General features: G+C 44.1%; 14 protein-coding genes and 1 pseudogene. 9 read left to right on the top strand and 6 right to left on the bottom strand.

What is annotated here, in order from left to right; translation table 11 throughout:
• Positions 1–35: 35 nt before the first annotated feature.
• Positions 36–1,331 carry a hypothetical protein gene (locus D8Y20_RS08540; RefSeq protein WP_201265591.1) on the top strand — a complete coding sequence of 432 codons (1,296 nt, stop codon included), beginning with the start codon at positions 36–38 and terminating at the stop codon, positions 1,329–1,331.
• On the opposite strand, the gene D8Y20_RS08545 is transcribed toward D8Y20_RS08540, so the two are convergent.
• Genes D8Y20_RS08545 through D8Y20_RS08555 form a run of 3 tightly spaced genes read right to left on the bottom strand, consistent with a single transcriptional unit; the run spans position 1,328 to position 5,152 of the window.
• Positions 1,328–2,404 (bottom strand): hypothetical protein, encoded by a 1,077-nt coding sequence (locus D8Y20_RS08545; protein WP_147434047.1) that lies wholly within the window; start codon positions 2,402–2,404, stop codon positions 1,328–1,330. The two genes, D8Y20_RS08540 and D8Y20_RS08545, sit on opposite strands and share 4 nt — an antisense overlap.
• Positions 2,401–3,063: a hypothetical protein gene (locus D8Y20_RS08550; protein ID WP_147434048.1), complete on the bottom strand. Its 663-nt coding sequence runs from the start codon at positions 3,061–3,063 to the stop codon at positions 2,401–2,403. The genes D8Y20_RS08545 and D8Y20_RS08550 overlap by 4 nt, the downstream gene beginning before the upstream one ends.
• Entirely contained in the window at positions 3,050–5,152 is a 2,103-nt protein-coding gene (locus D8Y20_RS08555) for an AAA family ATPase (RefSeq protein ID WP_121542739.1), read from the bottom strand. Before D8Y20_RS08555 ends, D8Y20_RS08550 begins: the two co-directional genes overlap by 14 nt.
• Positions 5,153–5,518: 366 nt before the next feature.
• Between D8Y20_RS08555 and D8Y20_RS08560 the strand changes: the two genes are divergently transcribed.
• From D8Y20_RS08560 to D8Y20_RS08585, 6 genes are all read left to right on the top strand, one after another.
• Positions 5,519–6,058, top strand: a complete 540-nt coding sequence (locus tag D8Y20_RS08560) for a tyrosine-type recombinase/integrase (RefSeq protein ID WP_121542741.1) — start codon at positions 5,519–5,521, stop codon at positions 6,056–6,058.
• Positions 6,059–6,540: 482 nt separating this feature from the next.
• Positions 6,541–6,855, top strand: a complete 315-nt coding sequence (locus D8Y20_RS08565) for a hypothetical protein (RefSeq protein WP_121542743.1) — start codon at positions 6,541–6,543, stop codon at positions 6,853–6,855.
• A 151-nt stretch (positions 6,856–7,006) separates the two neighbouring features.
• Positions 7,007–8,224: a TolC family protein gene (locus D8Y20_RS08570; RefSeq protein ID WP_121542745.1), complete on the top strand. Its 1,218-nt coding sequence runs from the start codon at positions 7,007–7,009 to the stop codon at positions 8,222–8,224.
• A 26-nt stretch (positions 8,225–8,250) separates the two neighbouring features.
• Entirely contained in the window at positions 8,251–9,405 is a 1,155-nt protein-coding gene (locus tag D8Y20_RS08575) for an efflux RND transporter periplasmic adaptor subunit (protein WP_161957604.1), read from the top strand.
• A 10-nt stretch (positions 9,406–9,415) separates the two neighbouring features.
• Entirely contained in the window at positions 9,416–12,547 is a 3,132-nt protein-coding gene (locus D8Y20_RS08580; RefSeq protein WP_121542749.1) for an efflux RND transporter permease subunit, read from the top strand.
• A gap of 196 nt (positions 12,548–12,743) precedes the next feature.
• A complete protein-coding gene (locus D8Y20_RS08585; protein ID WP_121542751.1) occupies positions 12,744–13,346 on the top strand; it encodes a cation diffusion facilitator family transporter in 603 nt (200 codons plus the stop codon).
• 334 nt (positions 13,347–13,680) lie between these two features.
• Here the strand turns inward: D8Y20_RS08585 and D8Y20_RS08590 are convergent, their stop codons facing one another.
• Positions 13,681–15,114 (bottom strand): IS1182 family transposase, encoded by a 1,434-nt coding sequence (locus D8Y20_RS08590; protein ID WP_121542753.1) that lies wholly within the window; start codon positions 15,112–15,114, stop codon positions 13,681–13,683.
• A gap of 191 nt (positions 15,115–15,305) precedes the next feature.
• Here D8Y20_RS08590 and D8Y20_RS08595 point away from each other — a divergent pair, with 191 nt between their 5' ends.
• On the top strand, positions 15,306–16,493 hold the full coding sequence (locus D8Y20_RS08595; RefSeq protein ID WP_121542755.1) for a hypothetical protein: 1,188 nt from the start codon (positions 15,306–15,308) through the stop codon (positions 16,491–16,493).
• A gap of 142 nt (positions 16,494–16,635) precedes the next feature.
• On the opposite strand, the gene D8Y20_RS08600 is transcribed toward D8Y20_RS08595, so the two are convergent.
• On the bottom strand, positions 16,636–17,496 hold the full coding sequence (locus tag D8Y20_RS08600; RefSeq protein ID WP_121542757.1) for a hypothetical protein: 861 nt from the start codon (positions 17,494–17,496) through the stop codon (positions 16,636–16,638).
• 408 nt (positions 17,497–17,904) lie between these two features.
• On the opposite strand from D8Y20_RS08600, the pseudogene D8Y20_RS14040 reads away from it, so the two are divergent.
• Positions 17,905–18,480, top strand: a pseudogene (locus D8Y20_RS14040) (ATP-binding protein); the annotation flags it as partial.
• 278 nt (positions 18,481–18,758) lie between these two features.
• On the opposite strand, the gene D8Y20_RS08610 reads toward D8Y20_RS14040, so the two are convergent.
• Positions 18,759–19,823, bottom strand: coding sequence for a hypothetical protein (locus D8Y20_RS08610; RefSeq protein WP_121542761.1), 1,065 nt, complete (start codon positions 19,821–19,823; stop codon positions 18,759–18,761).
• Between the last annotated feature and the right edge of the window lie 2 nt (positions 19,824–19,825).

A 19,825-nucleotide genomic window follows, 5' to 3' on the forward strand; every position in this document is an offset into this window, starting at 1 on the left:
GGTACTATATGCGCATAAAGGCTGGAGGGCAACATATGGATTCGAATGAATTAACAACTTTACAGAATTTTGATCTGAACAGCTTTATCTCCAGCCAATCTCTTGAGGAGCCGTCAAGCACAGCCCAAGGGACCAAAGGTGTATCCTTTCAGCGTTGGTATAATTTCAAGGAAGCCTTCTCTCCCAAGCTTGTGTCAGATGTTGTGAACTCTATGGATACGCGCCCAAGGCATATTTTAGATCCATTTGGCGGATCGGGAACAACGGCAGTCACATCACAATTTTTAGGGGCTCGTCCAACTACCATAGAGGTAAATCCATTTTTGGCCGATTTGATTGAATCTAAACTGACTCAATACAGCATTAGCAACCTTCGGCATGATTATGCGCATATATGTGATGTGGTCAGAGAGATTCACGTGGATATAACCACCATCTATGCAGGTGCTCCCAAGACATTATTTGAACCAGGGAATAAAGATCGATGGATATTTGATAGACCGGTGATAGAACGTATAGCCCAGTATTTAGAGGCAATTAATCAACTAAATGAAAATCACAAACGTCTTTTCAAAGTAGTCCTTGGGGCAACTCTTATCGGCTTAAGCAATGTTCATATTGATGGAAAAGGACGTCGTTACAGAAAGGGGTGGGAGAATAGACGTAAGGATGCGATGCATGTTGATGATGCATTCCAGTCTCAATTTGAAATAGTGTTTTTTGATATCTGTAAATTCCCGCATAGAGCAGAATGGGATTATGAACTCCTCCGGGGAGACTCAAGAGACAGGATCGCAGAGTGCAACATGACCGACTTGTGCCTCTTTTCACCTCCATATCCAAATTCCTTCGACTATACAGATATTTATAATGTTGAATTGTGGGCTCTTGGCTATTTTAGAATCGGTGAAGACAACAGAAACCTTCGAGAAGCAACGCTAAGATCACACGTTTCAATTGTAAGGGAGCAGGCAAATGCTCCAGAATCAGAGACACTTTTAAAAACATTAAAGGATCTCAATGCTGTTCGAAGTGAGCTGTGGAGTAAGCACATTCCTGAAATGGTTGGTTCATATTTCTCCGACATGGCCCGTATCTTGGCTGGATCAAGAGCATGTCTATCAGATGAAGGAGAAGTCGTCGCTATCGTAGGAGATAGCTGCTATGCGAACGTCTACATTGACGTCCCAAGAATTCTATCTGAATTGGCCCCAAGAGCAGGCTTAATTCAGGTAGAAAAATTTGAGGTTCGATCAATGAGATCTAGCGCCCAGCAAGGGAGAAAGAAAATGTTGGGTGAATGGCTTCTTAAATATAAACCGGTTTACTAATCCACGGTCGAATAAGCAGATCCTGGCTGAGAGCGTCTGAAATTTTTAGAAGAGTTGTACAGAATATAATGCCTTAATATGACGTTTTTATCATCTGCTACACCAGACACTTCGTCCATGATTTCTTTTGAGGCATCTTTTCTTGCATCATAGCAACACAGGTACCCAAGTTTTGCGTCCCATTTGTTTCTATAAATATCAGCTTGATCCACGCCATCTACTAGTGCTTCTTTAGCGTACTTGACAGTATACTGGGTTGGATTATCACTTTCTGAATATGCATATGATTTGATAGCCTTTAATTCAAGTAATGCATAGCGATGAAAATTGTGATTGGATAACTTTTGCTCAATAAGAAGATCATATCGTCCAACTTGGGATGAACCTTCCTTTGCAACAAGGCTTTTGTCAAAATAGAAAGAAAGGGCGACTTTTAACAACTCTTGTATCGTTTGCTCTAAATTCTCTCCAGGAATATATTTTTCTGGTTTAGACCAGATTCCTTTTGAACAGCTTGGTGTTAAAACTTGAGTTTCATGAAAATGTTTAAGGGCAATATCAATTTCAGCTTCAGTAGCATATTGAACATAGTGTATTTCATATTGTTTGAGAGATGAATCATCTTCTATTCCATCTGGATACCAATGAATTTTGTTCTGACTTAATGAAACTATTACCGTAGGGGAATCTTCAAGGTTGTTTTCATGAATATAATGATCAATATCGCCTATAGATGTAATGGCTGTGTTAATTGAATATGCAGCCCCTAGACTGGGAGTTGTAAGAAATATTTTCCCCTGAATATCAATGTTGTAATCAATATTAAAACTAATGTGTTTGCTAGTGTCGAGATTCGATGCGGTCTTTCTTAATTGATCAATATTTACAAAAGCGCAGCAATCAGGAGCACCCGAATTTACAGAATGGTTTTCCATATAATTTCTAATGTAATGAGCAATCTCAATTGGTAAAAGACTCGGTGCCGTTGCATTTGATGAGGGGAGCTCCAGTAAGTCTGAAGCCCCTACAACGTCCTGTAAGATTTCCTTGTTAATTCCACCAGTACACATCACGCAGCTCTCTTAGGAAAAGTATCTGCGACTCTGGCAAGGTATTTGAAGTATAAATGAATTTTATCTCGGTTCAGAAATGGAAAAGGACGTTGTGCTAGCTGATCAAAAAGCTCAGTGGCTTGAAATGAGTAATTATGACGAAGATCCCTCCACTCTCCGAAGTCGATAACTTCATCATTTTTTATATTTGAATCAGAGAAAGTAGCATCTGCAAATGCGGCGAGTTGTTGTTCCTCATCCTTAAGAGGAGCGTAAGCAGCAACGACTTCACACAAAAAGTTATGAAGAGGTTTGTAACCAACTCGTTTAAGCGCCTCCCGGACAAGTTGATAGCCGTTATCTGTCAGGCCATATGAGGCATCAATCCAATAGTCTTTTTTATTAATACGGTTATTAGTTGTATCCATACTGAGGAGGCCACTAATAACCATACGGTCTATATCCCACTGAATATCAGGGTAAAACGGACCACGTTGATCCTTTACTAACGAGCCTTTGCATGGGTCTAAATCATACACAGGGGCAAGAGTGTTCGTTAGAAATACGAGACGATGAAAACGTAATTGTGCAATTGGTGCTATGGCATTTCTTTCTACTGCATCCATCAGCAGCAATAGCCAGATGCGCTGAAAGTAATTTGGAGTATTACTCATTTTCATGGCCTTCATTGAAGCTTGAAAGCAACGCTTCCCAGCTAGGGAAAACTTCCTCTTTGTATCGATATTCGTAATCTGCTCTGTATTGTTGAATCGAAGCGCTTTCTCGCGCCTCTATTATCAGGTTTATTACTCTTCTTTCTCTTTCATCTCTCGGAATAACACTTCGTGCCATGGGAAATGGACTTGATGGAGATGATTCATGCCAGCGCTTAACCTCATCTTCCGGAGGAACACCGAATAATGCAGGTATCATATCTTCTTTATTTAGATTTGTGCTTACAATGAGACGATTTCCAGATCCCTTTCCATCATCTGCGAAGCCATTTAGTAACATTCCAGCTTTACCAATAAAAATTGAGTCGAGGCTGGCTTCGGGGGTTTCTAAGATCATCATCGCTGCGCTATGAGTAGAAACTGTTTTGATCAGGGCCATTCTAAAGGCAAGGTCAATAAATTCAGCTTGAGATTCGGATACACTGTTGCGATCACTTCTTGGCTGCGGACTTTTTGGTGAGGTATTCGAAGTCATTCGAATAGTAAATCTTGGGAACTCTATTCTTTCAGCATCGTTGGCTACTTTATCCATCATAGGCTGAAATCTTAGTTCACATTTTTCAGCTAGGAAGCTTTGAATGTAATTGTTGAAATTGGTTTCGATCTCATTGGCAATACCTTTTACCTTTTCAAACCCAATCTTCAACATAGCCTTACTTTCAGTTTCGAGCTGACGCTGGTTTGAAAGACGTTCGTTTAAGGTTTCTGTGTTATCTTTGACCTGCCTCTTTAAGCGCTCAATTTTATCACTTGAGGTCGGCATCTTAGATTGCATCAGTGCTTCTTTTTCTTGGGCAGAACGGAGTTGTTGATTTACATCAAGCTGTTCCTTCAAAAGAGCATCATAATCCGAAGAAATTCTAGAAATTTCCTCATTTAAGCCTTTCAAAGTTTCACGTTTGTGTTCAATTTCCAACGCGACTTTATCTAATCTTACCGCTTCGATTTTTTGTGTAGGGATTACGTTCTCATGATGTTCAGATGAAGTATCACAAACAGGGCATTTTCCATCTTCTATTTTTCTGTGAATATGCTCGACAAGTCCAATTTCTCTACTTCCACAAACCAAACAACCAGAACCTGAATCAAGGTTTACCAAAACATAATTAGCGATGTTTTCAATCGATGGAAATAGGTTTGAAAAATAGTTTTCCTGCAGCTCTTGGTGGTTCCTCTGCTTTTCTTCTAAGTCCAACTTGGCCCTAGCATGTTTTTGGCGAGCTTCATTTCGATGAACATCAGCCTGAGCAATAGAACCTTCCAGTTCTTTTTTTCTTTCCAAGTGAGCATTTATTTGTATTGAGAGCGAGCCAAGCTCTTTGCCAAAAGAATCTCCTTGGCCTTCTTTTTTTAAAGCTTCAAGCAACTCTTTAGAGAGCTTGGATGCATGTGCTTGAAAGTTTCGTCTATCGGAATCTACAATTTGAATGTTATCTCTTAACTCAGCGAACTTTTTAGCCTCGCCTCTTGGATAGAAAAGTATTCGTAAGATTCCATCCATGGCCTTCTTATCCCATATAGAAGATGTTCTGTCTTCAAGAAAAAATACGAGATACTTGAGTACGAAATAAAAATCAAAAAAACTGCCTACATTGGAAATTCCACAAACTATATTTTGGTAATGGTTGTGATCTGTTGATTGAGGAACATCATTATGTGAAAACTCTACAATCGATAGATCTTTTAATTTTCTAACAATTTCAATTTTATCTTTACCAAATTTTATCGTTGCTGAAACTCGGGAGTTATGAGCTTCATCCATAACTCGTTCAGCAAAGTATTTTTTGTTTTTCCATCCTGTAAGCATATGTCTTATGTTTCCGATGCCATTGGCCGTGTTGTTTGCTCTCCAGTCACTGGGGCCTACCAACAATCTGAACAATACATTCAGAAGCGTTGTTTTACCTAATCCATTTACCCCAGCAATTACAGTTACTCCGGGCATAAAGGAATGAGATAGTCCATTGCCATCCTTACCAGGGTATAGCTCATAATTGTCGATAGATAAATTCGTGATTACTGGAAAGTTAATCATGCTTCTAACACCTCTCTCCCGATAGGATGAGTCTACTATAGACCATATAGAGGAAACTGTCTTCTAAGCAAAATAGATAATTGGACTCCAGTTAAAAAACAGTGGGCACAAATCAAGACCCAAAGCGTCGGAAATTGGACTTGCGATTATCATCTAAGCTCCAAGAGCACTCAGGGTCGAGTAAATATAGGAGGATTATCATGCTTTTATACCATTGATGCCAATTAAAATGCTTATTAAAAGTATAGCACATCACTATTGTTACAATATGACTATACTGTAATATGTTAATAGACTGACCTGTTGCTATCATTGAACTTCTGAGTCGATTGCAAATGCAACCTAAACACTGTAATGTAACAAGTTATGCGAGATTACCTATTCCCAACTGAAATCGAACGCCTTATCGCCGCTGCTAAGAAGTCACCAAGGCACGGTGTCCGGAACAATCTCATGATTCTTCTGGCATATCGCCATGGACTGCGTATCTCCGAACTTGTTGACCTTCGACTATCAGATATTGATCTGCAATCTGGGCGCATTAACTGCCGGCGACTAAAAGGTTCAACTCATAACATTCACCCGTTGGAAGGAGATGAACTACGCTTGATCAAACGATGGCTACGTGTCAATTCAAACCCGCATTCTGAATTCATATTCGTATCAGAACGTGGAACACCAATCACCAGACAATCTGCCTGGAGAATTTTCAAAGATGCAGGGGAAAAAGCCGGGTTGGAAGTTAATGTTCGCCCGCACATGTTAAAACATTCATGTGGCTACTATTTAGCTGATAAAGGTTGTGATACTCGCCTGATCCAAGAGTACCTTGGGCATAAAAACATCCAGAATACAGTTCGATATACACAAACTAATGCAAAGAGATTTGAGGGGCTATGGCGGTAATTTAAAACTAAGAATTATACCACTTGGCGTTTAGCTGAAATCAACTTGAATCCTTCACTCCATTGTAATTAAATTCTGTAGGTTATTACAACCCAAAACGACATCCTGCTGTAAATGGTGACAGGCTGAGTTCGGCCAACTTCGGTCAGTCGGAAATATAATAATATGAAAGACTTCCCCCGCCCCCACTTCATGCAGCACCGGTGGTATGGGCCTGTGGGGTAGTTGCTTCCGTGTGGCTTCAGGCATTATAACAGGTACGGACGGCAGTCTGTTCGTGGTGGATTTCTACAACTACCGTATTCAGCACTTTGATCATAACGGCCAGTTCATCGAACAGGTCAGTTATCCGAGCCAGCCGGAGTTGCGGTAAGTTACAATGACCAGTTTTATGTGATGGGCTGGGCAAATATCGTATGCAACAGTGGTCTGAATAATCATGCGCGCTTGCAAATGCAAGATTACTATCTAACGTTCCCCACATGCGGTATCTGGCATTAATTGCTGTTTTTTCTCTACAACTGGGCATGTTTGTCTGCGGAGCGGGCATTGATGTCTGTCATGCAGCCGATGCACCTGCTCAAATTCAGCTATCCCCATCACAATCGGATACCGACCATCAGACTGCCCCCATTGAAGTATGTAGCGCCCATGCCGCGCATACATTCCTTGGCCAGCTAACATTTCAGCCCAACCAACAGGATATGCATATTGAACCAGTCAATCTTTTGGCCTCATTAAACCTTCCTGAGATTTTCAACTTAATCGAACAACCTCCCAAGTTTTTGCACAGCTGATTTTTTCTGACTGAAGCGCCTGCTTGATCTGTTTATGGATCATGGGCTGAAATTAAAATGTCTATTTCAGAAATAATCAGCATCCCCATCAATTAATAATTTTTTTCAATCACAGGGGGAAACTGTGCGCACACGATTTTTCATAACTGGAATGCTGTTATGCATTCACCCATTTTATAGCCATGCACAAAGTTTGCAGGAGGCTATGGATAGTGCTGCCAAACAGCATCCCATGCTGCAAATGGCAGAGCAACAAGTAGATATAGATAAAGGCAACCTCGAAGAACAGGGCGCGTATGCCTATAACCCGGAAATATCGCTGGAACCCCAACGCCGTCGCCTCAATAGCGGAGGCACATCCAATGATTATTATGTTACCCTCTCTCAGGGTATTGAAACGGGCGGCAAACGAGGTTTCAGAGAACAATCGGCTCAGGCCGCACTGAATGCAGCCAACCAGAGCCGTGAGAGCACACGCCAGCAATTGATGGTAGAGGCGGCTAGATCTTATGTGGCACACTATTTTGCAGGTCAAGCATTTGAACTGCGCAGGCAACAGAGCGACATGCTTAAAAAAGTCAGCCATGCAGTGGAAAAGAAATTAGCTCTGGGCGAATCCAGTCAGCTCGATGCTAACCTTGCACAATCCGCCTTTGCATCCGCACTAAATGCTACCACTGCTGCCAGACGGGTATTAACGCAAACAAAACAACGCTACCTGACTGCTTTGGGCAAAACACAAGTAGCGGGAAATATACCGCAACTGTTACTACCTGCTCTGGATACAGCATGGCAGCCACCGGCAGATGCCTACGAGGTAGCACTTCTATCACGCCCCGATCTTGCGGCCTTGCGTGCAAAGCAGATGCAATTCGGTGCGCAGGCTGATCTGGCCAGTGCCGCACGTATTCCCGATATAACATTCAGTGCAATGAGCGGGCGAGAAGCGGGCGAGCAATTGATCAAGCTGGGTATCTCGGTGCCACTGCCTGTGTTGAATAGCCACCGGGGTGCTTATCGTGCTGCCCTGGCAGAGAAAGAGCGGGTGAGTACCGGTTTAAAGTGGTCAGAACAGCAACTGAGTTATGCTGTTCAGAGCACATTGGATAACCATGCCAATGCCATGGCCTCGCTGTCGGGTATGATCAAAACAGATATGCAACAGCGTGCCAAAGATACCATTTCTCTTGCCCAAAAAGCCTATGATGCAGGAGAACTGGACCTGGAAGAGCTGGTAGTACACATCAGACAAGGGCTCGATGCCCGCATGACAGCGCTTGAAATTATTCATCAGGGATGGTTATCCCGTATTCGACTGGCCGAAGTATTCGGTCACCCAGAATATATTATTAAAGGAACTCAATCATGAAAAAAATCACAATAATATTAACTACAATGCTAGTTTTTATAAGCTCTACGGTGAACGCTGCCGAACATGGCCGAGACCATGGCGTTCAAGCTTCCGAAGGGCAATCTCATGGCGACCATGAAGAAGGCGGCTTGATCAAATTAAGTCAGGCCCAAATCAAACAAGCTGGCATTGTCACAGAAGCACTGCAGATGCAGGCGGAAATGAAAACTGTAACTGCCCCCGGTACTGTGGCTTTTAATGCTTATGCACTAGCTGACATTACTACCCTAGTCGATGCAGTGGTATATGGTCGCCATGTACGTTTGGGTGATCAGGTGAAAAAGGGACAGAAACTGGTTACGTTAAATAGTACAGCCTTGGCACAGGCTGAAGCAAACTATATTAAAACCCATGCTGAACACACTCGCAGCAAACAGGAATTGGCACGTTTGAAAAAACTAGCGCAGCAAAAGATTGTGTCTCAGGCTCGCTTGCAACAGGTGAAGAGCACCTATCAGGCCATGCACGCCAATCTTGCTGCTGCCCGGGCCACACTGTATTCCTATGGTTTGAGCAAAGCTGATATTACTAGTTTATTGAAACAAGAAGTTTACGGATTACTCACACTACGGGCACCACATGCTGGCACCGTTGTCGCAGATGATTTCCGTATCGGACAGCATTTATCTGCAGGTACACGTTTGATGCAGATTGTCGATGAATCTCAGGTTTGGGTAGAAGTTAAGATACCTGAAACTCAGCTATCCCAGATTCATGTCGGACAAACTGCCTCGGTAAATCCAAAGGGTACAAAAGAGCATTATCAAGGTGCTGTCATCAATATTCATCATCAACTTGATGCCATTACACGCACTGCCGGTGTGCGTCTGAATATTCATAATATTCGTGATCAACTACATCCGGGTATGTTTGTTAGCGCTGAAATAGGCACCAGCTCAGGGCAACCGTCGCTATTGGTTTCAGAACATGCAGTTCAACGACAGGGCAGCGAATTGATTGTGTTCGTAGAGGAAGAAGCCGGTCATTTTGAACGCCGTGAAGTAGAAACAGGCAAGGCCAGTATGGGCATGGTATCCATACTCAAAGGTGTGAAACCCGGTGAATCCGTTGTAGTGAAAGGCGCATTTGTGCTTGCTTCAGAGTTGGCTAAGGCTGGCTTTGAAGTGCACAACCATTGAGGTAAGTACTATGTTTGCAAAATTAATTGATGCAGCGATCAATAACCGTCTACTGATTCTTATGTTGCTAATTGGTTCAATGGCTTATGCCATGTTTGTGGTGCCAAAACTTAATCTCGATGCATTTCCAGATGTGACCAATGTGCAGGTGCAGATTAATACTGAAGCGCAAGGGCTGGCTTCCGAAGAAGTCGAGCAACTGATTACCTATCCGATTGAAGCGGTGATGTATTCATTGCCTGATGTTGAAGAAGTGCGCTCAATTTCCAAGACGGGTCTTTCTGTAATTACCGTGGTATTCAAAGAAAGCACGGATATATATTTTGCCCGCCAGTTGGTATTCCAAAAACTGCAAGATGCCCGTCAAACGGTTCCAGCCTGGGCAGGCACACCCAAAGTCGGGCCGAATACGTCAGGGCTTGGTCAGGTATTCCAGTATATTATTAAATCCGATCCAACTGCAGGCTTTGATGCATTGACACTGCGCGCCTTGAACGACTGGGTAGTGAAGCTAATGCTGATGCCTGTAGAAGGGGTGACCGACATCCTTTCCTACGGTGGACAGGTACGCCAATATCAGGTGCAACTCAATGCGGAAAAGCTGCTCTCCTACAAACTGCATGTCGCCGATGTTGTGACGGCCATTGAGTCCAACAATCGCAATGCAGGTGGCTGGTATCTGCCTCAGGGTGACGAGCAACTGGTAATTCGTGGCGTGGGCTGGGTGCCTGGTGGAAAAGATGGCTTGGCTGCAATAGCAGCTATTCCCGTTAAGACCGTCAACGGCACTTCGATTCGTGTTCGTGATGTCGCAAATGTGGCTTTTGGTGGAGAAATTCGTCAGGGCTCTGTCACCATGATTGAACGTACATCTGATGGTGACATCAAGCAGCTTGGTGAAGTCGTCGTGGGTATTGTGCTTAAACGCTTTGGTGCGAACACCAAAAATACCATTGATGATGTGAAGTCACGATTGGAAATTGTGCAGAAGTCCATGCCTAAAGGGGTCACCATTCAACCGTTTTATGATCAGTCAGACTTGATCAATAAAGCCGTGTGGACGGTTGAAAAGGCACTGCTCGAAGCCTTTGTACTGATCATCATTGTATTGTTTTTATTCCTGATGAACGTACGAGCCGCAACACTGGTTCTATTGTCGGTTCCAATTTCAGTGTTATCAGCTCTGGCTGTGATGCAGCATTATGGTATTTCAGCCAATTTAATGAGCTTGGGTGGTTTGGCGATTGCCATCGGCATGATGGTCGATGGCTCGGTAGTGATGGTGGAAAACATCTTCAAACACCTGGAGAAGACACAGGCAGGTGATCATGGCATCGCGCTGCGTATCACCGAAGCCTCCAAAGAAGTTGCACGACCTGTACTCTTTGCGGTGTTAATCATTCTGCTTGTCTTTACGCCGTTATTCTCCCTTGAAGGTGTGGAAGGTAAAATGTTTACGCCAATGGCTCTGTCCATTTGTTTTGCAATGTTCGCATCATTGTTGGTAGCTCTATTTGTTATGCCGGTACTGGCAACCTTTGCATTCACCAAAGGTGTGGTTCATAAAGATAGCCCAGTATTGGCACCTATTGCTCGGCTTTATCATCGGCTGCTTCATTCGGCTCTCAACGCACGCAAACGAGTGGTTGCGGGAGCTGCGGTAGCATTCATATCTACACTTGCGGTGGTTCCGTTTTTAGGTACGGAGTTTGTGCCTGAACTGGAGGAAGGAACGTTGGCTATTCGGGTGACTCTGGCTCCGTCTTCATCTCTGGCTTATGCCAAAGATACTGGCGAGAAACTGGAACGCTTATTAATTGAAGCCTTTCCTGAGGTAACCTACGTGTCTGCCCGTGTCGGACGATCTGAAATCGGTGGTGATCCTGAACCGGTCTCTAATGTCGAACTCTTTGTCGGCCTCAAACCGGTAGATGAATGGACAAGTGCTCATGATCGACAGGCACTGCAAAAACTTATGCGTGAAAAAATGGAAGTGATGCCGGGTCTGTTAATTGCCTTTACTCAGCCGATTGCCATGCGTGTTGATGAGTTGATCTCCGGTGTCAAAGCCGCTCTTGCCATTAAGCTGTTCGGGCCTGATCTCAAGGTGTTGGCTGAGATGGGTAAAAAGATCGAAACATTAACCAAAAGCGTTAACGGTACGCGTGATGTGGCGATGGAACAGATTGAAGGTGAAGCGCAATTGGTGATTCGTCCTGATCGCACCAAGCTGGATCGTTATGGTATTCCGGTTGATGATGTCATGAGTCTGGTTGCAGACGCCATTGGCGGAGCTGTTGCAGGACAAGTGATTTCCGGTAATGAACGTTATAATATCTATGTCCGCCTAGCTAAAGATTTTCGTGATAGTGCTGAGGCTATTGGCAGTCTTATCTTACAAGCGCCAGGAGGTGCCTGGGTTCGTCTGGAAGATGTTGCATCGATTGGCGTGGAGCAAGGGCTACCGATGATCAAACGCGATGATGTGCAGCGCCGCGTGGTGATTCAAAGCAATGTCGAAGATCGCGATATGGGCTCATTGGTCGCCGAACTTGATCAGCGTATCCAGAACGAGATTGATCTACCACCTGGCTATACCGTGGTCTTTGGTGGGCAATTCGAAAATCAGCAACGCGCCCAGGCTAAACTAATGATTGTCGTACCATTGTCCTTATTGATGATCTTTATTCTGCTCTATTTCATGTTCCACTCGATGGGACAGGCCACTTTGATCATGCTGAATGTTCCGATGGCATTGATAGGTGGAATCCTAGCTTTATGGGCTTCGGATCAGTATCTGTCCGTACCTTCCAGCATCGGATTCATTGCCCTGTTCGGTGTAGCGGTACTCAATGGTGTTGTGCTCGTGGATGCGATCAATCGGCATCGAGATGACTGTAGCGATCTCAAGGAGGCCATCTGCAATGGTGCAGAGAGCCGGTTAAGACCGGTGTTAATGACAGCCATGATTGCTGGACTTGGGTTGGTTCCTTTGCTATTGGCTACAGGGATTGGTTCAGAGATTCAAAAGCCGTTGGCAACGGTGGTAGTCGGAGGTCTAGTCTCCTCTACTATTTTAACCTTGTTTTTGCTGCCGTGTTTGTATGAGTTATTTACTAAAGATAGAGGTGAATTATCATGATAAGGGTTATATTTTTCTTGGTATTATTAAGTCTGACTAGTTGTATGCTTATGAAACAGGAAGAAGGAGCGCAGGAATCACAAAATAAACACATGGAGAATTGCCATGGTCCTGATCACCACCATAATGCTAGAGCAGATCATAAAAGTGGCTGCAACAGGAAATAATATGTATACCCTAAGCTTAGTGTAGATAAATGGGGAACTGCAATTGCCATATTGAGATCGAACACGAGGAACAGCGTCGCACACTGATATTGCTACTAGCTATCAATGGTGTGATGTTCTGTGTTGAGTTTGCCTTTGGCGTTATTGGTCAGTCCACTGGTTTAATCTCCGATGCAGTAGATATGCTGGCAGATGCTCTGGTTTATGGGGTTGGTCTGTATGCAGTGGGAAAGTCTGCACATATAAAAAACCGAGCCGCTTATTTTAGCGGAGTATTTCAAATTATTCTGGCTTTGGGTGTTTTGGCTGATGTAACTCGACGGTTCCTGTTAGGAAGTGAACCTGAATCCATGTGGATGATGGGATTTGGCTTGCTTGCATTATTGGCCAATGTTTGGTGTCTGCTGCTTATCGCCAAACACAGGCATGGTGAAATTCATATGCGAGCCAGTTGGATATTTTCCAAGAATGATGTGATAGCCAATGTGGGGGTTGTTTTGGGGGGCTTTCTGGTTTATTTGTTTAACTCTCACTTGCCTGATTTGTTGATTGGCTTTGCAATTGCACTAATCGTGATTCGAGGTGGAGTTGCCGTAATCAAAGATGCTTCGAAAGAAAGTCATCATGCATAAAAAGTTACTTTCAATTTGCAATCTTTATCACAGTAGATGGTCTGTTTGCAACTGATGGAGTTTGAATGAAATTGTGAAGAGGCCAGGCTTTCATAATATTATATTTCCGACTGACCGAAGTTGGCCGACTACTGCCGATCATCAGGGGCGGTCGTCGGCCCAGGTCGTGTGAAAACGTAAATCAAACAGCGATCTGTTGCGCCAATATTATGTAACTGCATTTTATGACCGTCTTTGGCTTTGATTCAAACAGAAGAAGCTCTTGGTCGACTTATGTGCCTTATATTGATCTGTATTCGACTGCAGAATGTGAAAACAGATGGCAAAAGCCATCCTATGCCCGGATAGCTTCGATTAACGCCCCGATGCCCATAATATTCATGACACGCTTCAAATTATAGGCCAGCACATGCAAGCTCATTTCTGTGCTGACACGTTTCATAGTTTTGGTCAGAAAGTGTGTTGCTCCCATCCATGCCTTGATGGTTCCAAAAGGATGTTCGACAGTCTCTTTGCGTACCTGCATGGCATCTGGCTTCTGATTAAGCCGTAGCTTCATGGCTTCAAGGGTTTCTTCATGTTCCCAACGTTTGATTCGACGTTCCAGGCCAGTGGTACACTGCGAACTTATTGGGCACTCTCTGCAGGCAGCTCTGTTCCAGTAGCAGTGCATAGTCTTTCCCTGCTCCACTGTCGAAAAATGCCATTGTAAGTGCTTGTTGGCGGGACATAAATATTCATTGCTATCATTCAGGTAGCGAAAGTCTTGCTTCGTGAACCGACCATGTACCTTGCTGCTTGATGTCAGTGGCTCAGGAACAAAGACTGCAATGCCAGCATCTTCACAAGCAAGAATCTCTTCTCCTTTGAAATACCCACGATCAGCAAGCACCTCAAGATTCGCTTCTCCTATGCTAAGTCGAGCCTTCTTGGCCATACTGAACAGTTGATTTTTGTCATTGCCTTCATTGGTGACTTCATGCGCTACGATAAGATGATGCTTAGTATCAACGGCTGTCTGAACATTGTAGCCAACGATCCCTTTTCCACCTGTCATCATTGAGCGAGAATCTGGATCAGTCTGAGATATCTGTTTATCCGGCTGTGCCAGCATCTCGGCTTCTATTTTCTTTAAGCCTTGCATCGTCTCTTTCAGTTTTGCTATTTTATCCTGAAGCTGAGTCGCCGTATCCTTGTGTTCAGATGACTGCTGACGATCAATAGTATCGAGTTGTTTGAAATACCGATCAATGCTCTCTTCAACCTGTTTCAAACGGCGCTTCATCTTTGCCTGGGTGAAGTTCTTTTCGCGAGCATTGACCGCTTTAAACTTGCTTCCATCAATCGCAACAACAGCGTCAGCAAACAGGTTCAGGTTTTTGCATAACACCACAAACTCACGGCAGACGCTGCGGATCGCTTTGCGATTATCTTTGCGGAAGTCCGCAATTGTTTTGAAGTCCGGCATCAGGCGGCCGGTCAACCACATCACTTCCACATTGCGCCGGCTTTCCCGTTCAAGGCGACGACTTGATTGGATACGATTCAGGTATCCGTAGATATATAGCTTCAACAAGATTGCAGGATGATAAGACGGCCTGCCTGTGGCATGTGGTTCAACACGACTAAAACCAAGCTCGCCCAGATCAAGTTCATCAACAAAGGCATCGATCACACGAACCGGATTATCTTCAGCAACATAATCATCCAGCAGCTCAGGAAACAATGTGCTCTGGTTGCGGCTCTCGCCTTCAATGAAACGCTTCATGAAAATACCCCACCAACGTTATGAGATAATTATACCATTAATGATCAGCGTTTTCACACGGTCTGGGCCAATTTCGGACATTCATACCGCAAGCGTATATGGTTAGGTGCTGTTTATAATTAGCAAGAAACCTTTAGTCATTAGTGGTGGTGCAATGGAGTCTCAATTACTATTTAGTTTTAGAAGAATCTATGTTTGAGAAAGTTGTTTTACGCAGGTCTGATAATGGACTTCCATTGTCAGTTGGTGAGATAGCAGAAGCATTACTTTTTTACCAAAATGTTCACCTTATTCTTGATCATTCAACTTTAGCGATTCTAGTTCGGCAAATTGGAATGCCACATTTTCTACGACTGCTATCTAAGCCGAATGTCTCAGCAGTTTATTGTGAGGAAAGTCTAGCTACGAGCACAGAAAATATAAGTAATAAATATTACCACAAGTTTGTTGCTATGACGCTTGCAGGCAATCAAGAGGCAGGTGCATTAAAGAGCCGAAAGAAACGAATTGAATTTATTCTTAATCGAGAAGGTTACAATAGAAGGCAATCAAAACGTTTGGCAGAAAGCTTTTGCCGCAGAGTGCCATTAAAAAAACTATCGGATGACTACTTTATAGCTGGTGGCGTTATTAATGCAGTAAATTCTGACATTGTTGATAGCAACTTTGTCCATGAGGCAATGCGCAGGGCTGTTGCTGGCTTATCTGGTAAAGTAATAGTGCCTGCTGACTTTCAGTTTGAAATCATCTCAAGTCAGCCTACGTTTCAAATTATTACTAATTTCGATTTCGATGCATTGAATGTTGACTTAAAAGCAAAAGATCCATCCCATGAAGACCTTACCCCAGCGCATCTTGCAAATGTGATTCTAGAGGCATCTACAGATACAGTTTTAGCAGCTCACTATGGAGGCGAGTTTTACACATCTAACACTTCATCTGACCTTATTCAGCTAAGACATAAGGGGCTTTTAAAAAGAATCGGAATCGAAAAGAACGAGTTGGGTGAATTTAACGAAATTGTCATTAATGACGCTCCTTCCGTCCGAGAAGCTTTGAATTCTGGAGTGAAGTCATTTGATGAGTTCCTTGTAATCCTGGATAAATCTCAGAAGTTTCGTGATTGGGTTCAAGGTGTTAATCCCGATGAAAAAATAGTTAGGGAATATATGAACAGCATCAACTCTGAAGCTTGGATAAACAGAACTGATTCGAAAATTCTTAGATATATTTTAGGCAGTGGTGTCACGTATGTAGAGCCTGTTATAGGAGGAGCGCTATCAGTTCTTGATTCGCTGTTTTCAGATAAAATATTTCAAGGTTGGCGGCCAAGTCATTTCGTAGATAATAGGCTAAAACCATTTTTGGGTGAAAAATAACAAACTAAACACCACTTTACTTTTTTGCCTGTCTGAAGTTGGCAGATGGTTGCCCTTAGCGACAGGCTGGATGCGGCCACAGCGGTCCCTCAGAGCTGTCTACTGAGTCGATTGCGATTCAGTCTCTGACCTCTGAAGGAGATTAGAGAATAGTCTTTAGACTGCTTTTGAATTCCTCGGTGCTCATCGTCTCTGTAGCTAAGCCAAAGTATGAGTATGCCGCTTCGGCTTTCTTCAAGAACCTCTTATCTCTTGAGACAACCTTGGCACAAAACGATGCAATAAATGCATGCCGACTATCTGCAAGTCTTGATCCTTTCACATAGGTCTTTTTCAGGTCACTCCAGAAGCCGAAGGTATCGATCAACGAGAACAACCCCACATAGTCATTATTTTTGGCTATCAGTTCAGGATTTTCGCTCGGTTGATTCGTCAGGTCAGGGAAATGTTCGCTCATGTTTTCAGCACTGTGTCTCAAAAAGTCAGTAAGCGACCTTGGTGGCTGGATATTACCTGGAAGTCCACCATGATCCTTGGTGGTCAAAGCCGCTTCAATTGCCTTGATGGCATCCTGAGCTGATAGATTGTTTAGGTTCTCGGATGATAATCCGTATGCATTCCTAGCTTCTCTTTGCTGTTCATGAGTAACCATGTTCGCAAACAAAGTGTCTGCCTCCAGAGCCATGGGAGCCTCATTTAATGTTGCATGCACTGAAACGGTAGTTTCCAGCTTGAACCCGAGATAATTCAGGCTGTTTTCAAGGTATAAGCTTCTGCTTATATCGGCCAGGAAGACCAGTCTTTGTTGATTTCTCTCTGGTTTTTCCTGCTGGGTGATTTCTGAAATTTGCTCAGCTGAAAACGGGTAACAGTATGGCCCGTTATATATGCTTCTGAGGATAAGTCCAATCAGTTCATCCTCTCGGCCATCAGCCATATCAATAATGACGTTACTGTCGAGATAAACAGGGGTTCTGGAGAGCTGTATTGATTCTTGTTCCATAGTAAGGCCACCTCAGAAGAGTGTCAGCTGTGCACGCCTCCTCCATCGTCGAGATTCACTCTATTGTTTGAATCTCTTAAAGGCTATTTCGGTACGCTTGGTTAATTCCGAGAAAGCAATTCCGCACGCTTCGCAAATTACGGAGACCTCTAAGATTTCAAAGCAGCCAACTTAGGACATTCAGAACATTATATAAAATCAACTTTGGAACTTGATTTATGTCTATTATTTTGAGGGTAGTCCAGCTATCTGTAATTGATACAACAAGAAATCCTGCTATCTTACATATTATTGTCAGAGAGGTTCGCTTATGTTTAAAAGCAGCTCATACGGCGATATTGGAAGGCTCTTAGGGTATTATTGGAAGATTCCACCATTATTGGATCTTCCCAGTAGGAACATAAACGTGCGGTGCTGGAAACGCTGCGCCAGCCATTAGAGGAGGGGCGTGTATGCATTGCGCGTGCGGCTGAATCGGCAGAATACCCGGCTCGTTTTCAACTCGTTGCTGCAATGAATCCCTGCCCGTGTGGGTATCTGGGCCACCCCACTAAACCGTGTAAATGTTCACCTTCTGAAGTGCGGCGTTACACAGGACGTATTTCGGGGCCTTTGTTGGATAGGTTTGATCTACGCGTGCATGTGCCACCGGTAGAGCGCGAAGAGTTGGCGAATATGCAGCCGGGTGAAGCATCTTGTGTAATTGCAGAGCGCGTTCAGAAAGCTCGCCAACGCCAATATGATCGCTTAGGTGAAGGCCGTGTGAATGCGCGTATGATAAATGTTGAAATTGAGCAGTACGCCAGACCTGATGCGGAATCAGCTAAAATGCTTGATCAGGCTATGCAGCATTTTTCACTCTCTGCACGCAGTTATCACCGTATTCTCAAGGTAGCACGCACCATTGCCGATCTGGCTGATTCAGAATCCGTGAATTCCACGCATATTGCTGAAGCCCTGCAATATCGCGGTGAAGACGCTTAGGAAAGAAAAACCTTTCAGAAGAACCTTTCACCGCGAAGTACGCAGAGTTACGCAAAGGAAAAACAAAACTAACTTCAGTTCAATAGATAGGAATCGGCTTTAGTAGCTACCTGACTCTCCATTTGGTATGGATAAAGCCGCACCTCCGGCCCCCGAGTGAATCCTCTCAATAACTACTTAGCGTATTGAAGGTGAATCGCGAAGCGAGAGAAGCCACCCTGGGGTGTTGCGGTGAATGCCTTTTGAACAGCTTATGTGCTACATGTGATTGCCCTGCATTACGATCCGTAAGAGAGGATGATATCGGCGGCTTTAATCGCACCGTCTTCATACTCAGGAAAAGGGGTGGGGTGAATGCGTGCTGCATCGAGTGCGACTTGCCAGTGCCCCTGTTGAAAATCAGCACGGCTCATGCCGCAGGCGGGGAATGCATTGTCTAACCATTCTTTAAGCATGGGGAACTCAGGAAAATCAGGGCGTTCCACCCAGGCAATGGGCGTTTCTGTTGTCCAGCATTCAGACAGAATGCCGTAACCGGGTTTGCATAGTACCACATCTACATGCGGCATCAGATCAACAGGGCGCAGATCAGAGGCAAATCGAACAGGCTGAACATTGCCCGGCAGATTAGTGGAGGGGTCTTGCTCCATATCAGGGACTAGAAACAGCCACTCATGCATTTCTTGAAGGGCGTGTAAATGATAAGGAGGGTTGCCGCAGCCACCAAACAGCACCAGTGCTTTTTTACGTGTATCTGTCGCAACAGGGTTTGCTACGCTGTTGGCCTGTGTGAAAATCAGCGGGATCTGTTGCTGCGTTGCAAACACCGGCATATGCATAGCCATGGGGGGCGTCAGTAGCAGATCACATTGAGCATATGCGCTTGCCAGTGTTGTGATGATGGGGTCATCAGCATCCAGCCAATAGGAGTAGATGCTATGCCAGTCCAGTGTTGCCAGTCCAATGCCGGGAATGCCCAGCGCTTTTGCCACAGGGAATGCCAATGGAGAAATATCAGAGAGAATCAAAGCAGGGTTAAAAGCACGCAGCAGTGCAATTTCCTTATCAATCTGAGCATCCATCTGCTCAATCCATGCACGCATTAGCTTGATTGAAGCATGGCGATCTTCTTCAACGGCATTTTTTTGAACTACGCCAACATCGACAGGGGAAGCTTCCCGTTCAAATGGAAAATGTAAGCGTGAGCGCATCTCTTGTTCAGGTAATGCGCAACGCAGGAGGAATGAAATATCAGGTCTGATGCGATGCAGCCGATTTAGCACGGGAGCCATTTGGGCCAGGTGACCAAAACCATGGCCAGAAATATAGACTGCGATGTTCATCG

Source organism: Mariprofundus sp. EBB-1 (assembly GCF_003665155.1).
GTDB lineage: Bacteria > Pseudomonadota > Zetaproteobacteria > Mariprofundales > Mariprofundaceae > Mariprofundus.

What these genes read in the sequence shown, in the direction of transcription:
- D8Y20_RS08595 (WP_121542755.1), top strand. Translation starts at nt 15,306, where the DNA reads ATGTTTGAGAAAGTTGTTTTACGCAGGTCTGATAATGGACTTCCATTG.
- D8Y20_RS08555 (WP_121542739.1), bottom strand. Translation starts at nt 5,152, where the DNA reads ATGATTAACTTTCCAGTAATCACGAATTTATCTATCGACAATTATGAG.
- D8Y20_RS08575 (WP_161957604.1), top strand. Translation starts at nt 8,251, where the DNA reads ATGCTAGTTTTTATAAGCTCTACGGTGAACGCTGCCGAACATGGCCGA.
- D8Y20_RS08610 (WP_121542761.1), bottom strand. Translation starts at nt 19,823, where the DNA reads ATGAACATCGCAGTCTATATTTCTGGCCATGGTTTTGGTCACCTGGCC.
- D8Y20_RS08580 (WP_121542749.1), top strand. Translation starts at nt 9,416, where the DNA reads ATGTTTGCAAAATTAATTGATGCAGCGATCAATAACCGTCTACTGATT.
- D8Y20_RS08540 (WP_201265591.1), top strand. Translation starts at nt 36, where the DNA reads ATGGATTCGAATGAATTAACAACTTTACAGAATTTTGATCTGAACAGC.
- D8Y20_RS08570 (WP_121542745.1), top strand. Translation starts at nt 7,007, where the DNA reads ATGCTGTTATGCATTCACCCATTTTATAGCCATGCACAAAGTTTGCAG.
- D8Y20_RS08565 (WP_121542743.1), top strand. Translation starts at nt 6,541, where the DNA reads ATGCGGTATCTGGCATTAATTGCTGTTTTTTCTCTACAACTGGGCATG.
- D8Y20_RS08560 (WP_121542741.1), top strand. Translation starts at nt 5,519, where the DNA reads ATGCGAGATTACCTATTCCCAACTGAAATCGAACGCCTTATCGCCGCT.
- D8Y20_RS08590 (WP_121542753.1), bottom strand. Translation starts at nt 15,114, where the DNA reads ATGAAGCGTTTCATTGAAGGCGAGAGCCGCAACCAGAGCACATTGTTT.
- D8Y20_RS08600 (WP_121542757.1), bottom strand. Translation starts at nt 17,496, where the DNA reads ATGGAACAAGAATCAATACAGCTCTCCAGAACCCCTGTTTATCTCGAC.
- D8Y20_RS08550 (WP_147434048.1), bottom strand. Translation starts at nt 3,063, where the DNA reads ATGAAAATGAGTAATACTCCAAATTACTTTCAGCGCATCTGGCTATTG.
- D8Y20_RS08585 (WP_121542751.1), top strand. Translation starts at nt 12,744, where the DNA reads ATGGGGAACTGCAATTGCCATATTGAGATCGAACACGAGGAACAGCGT.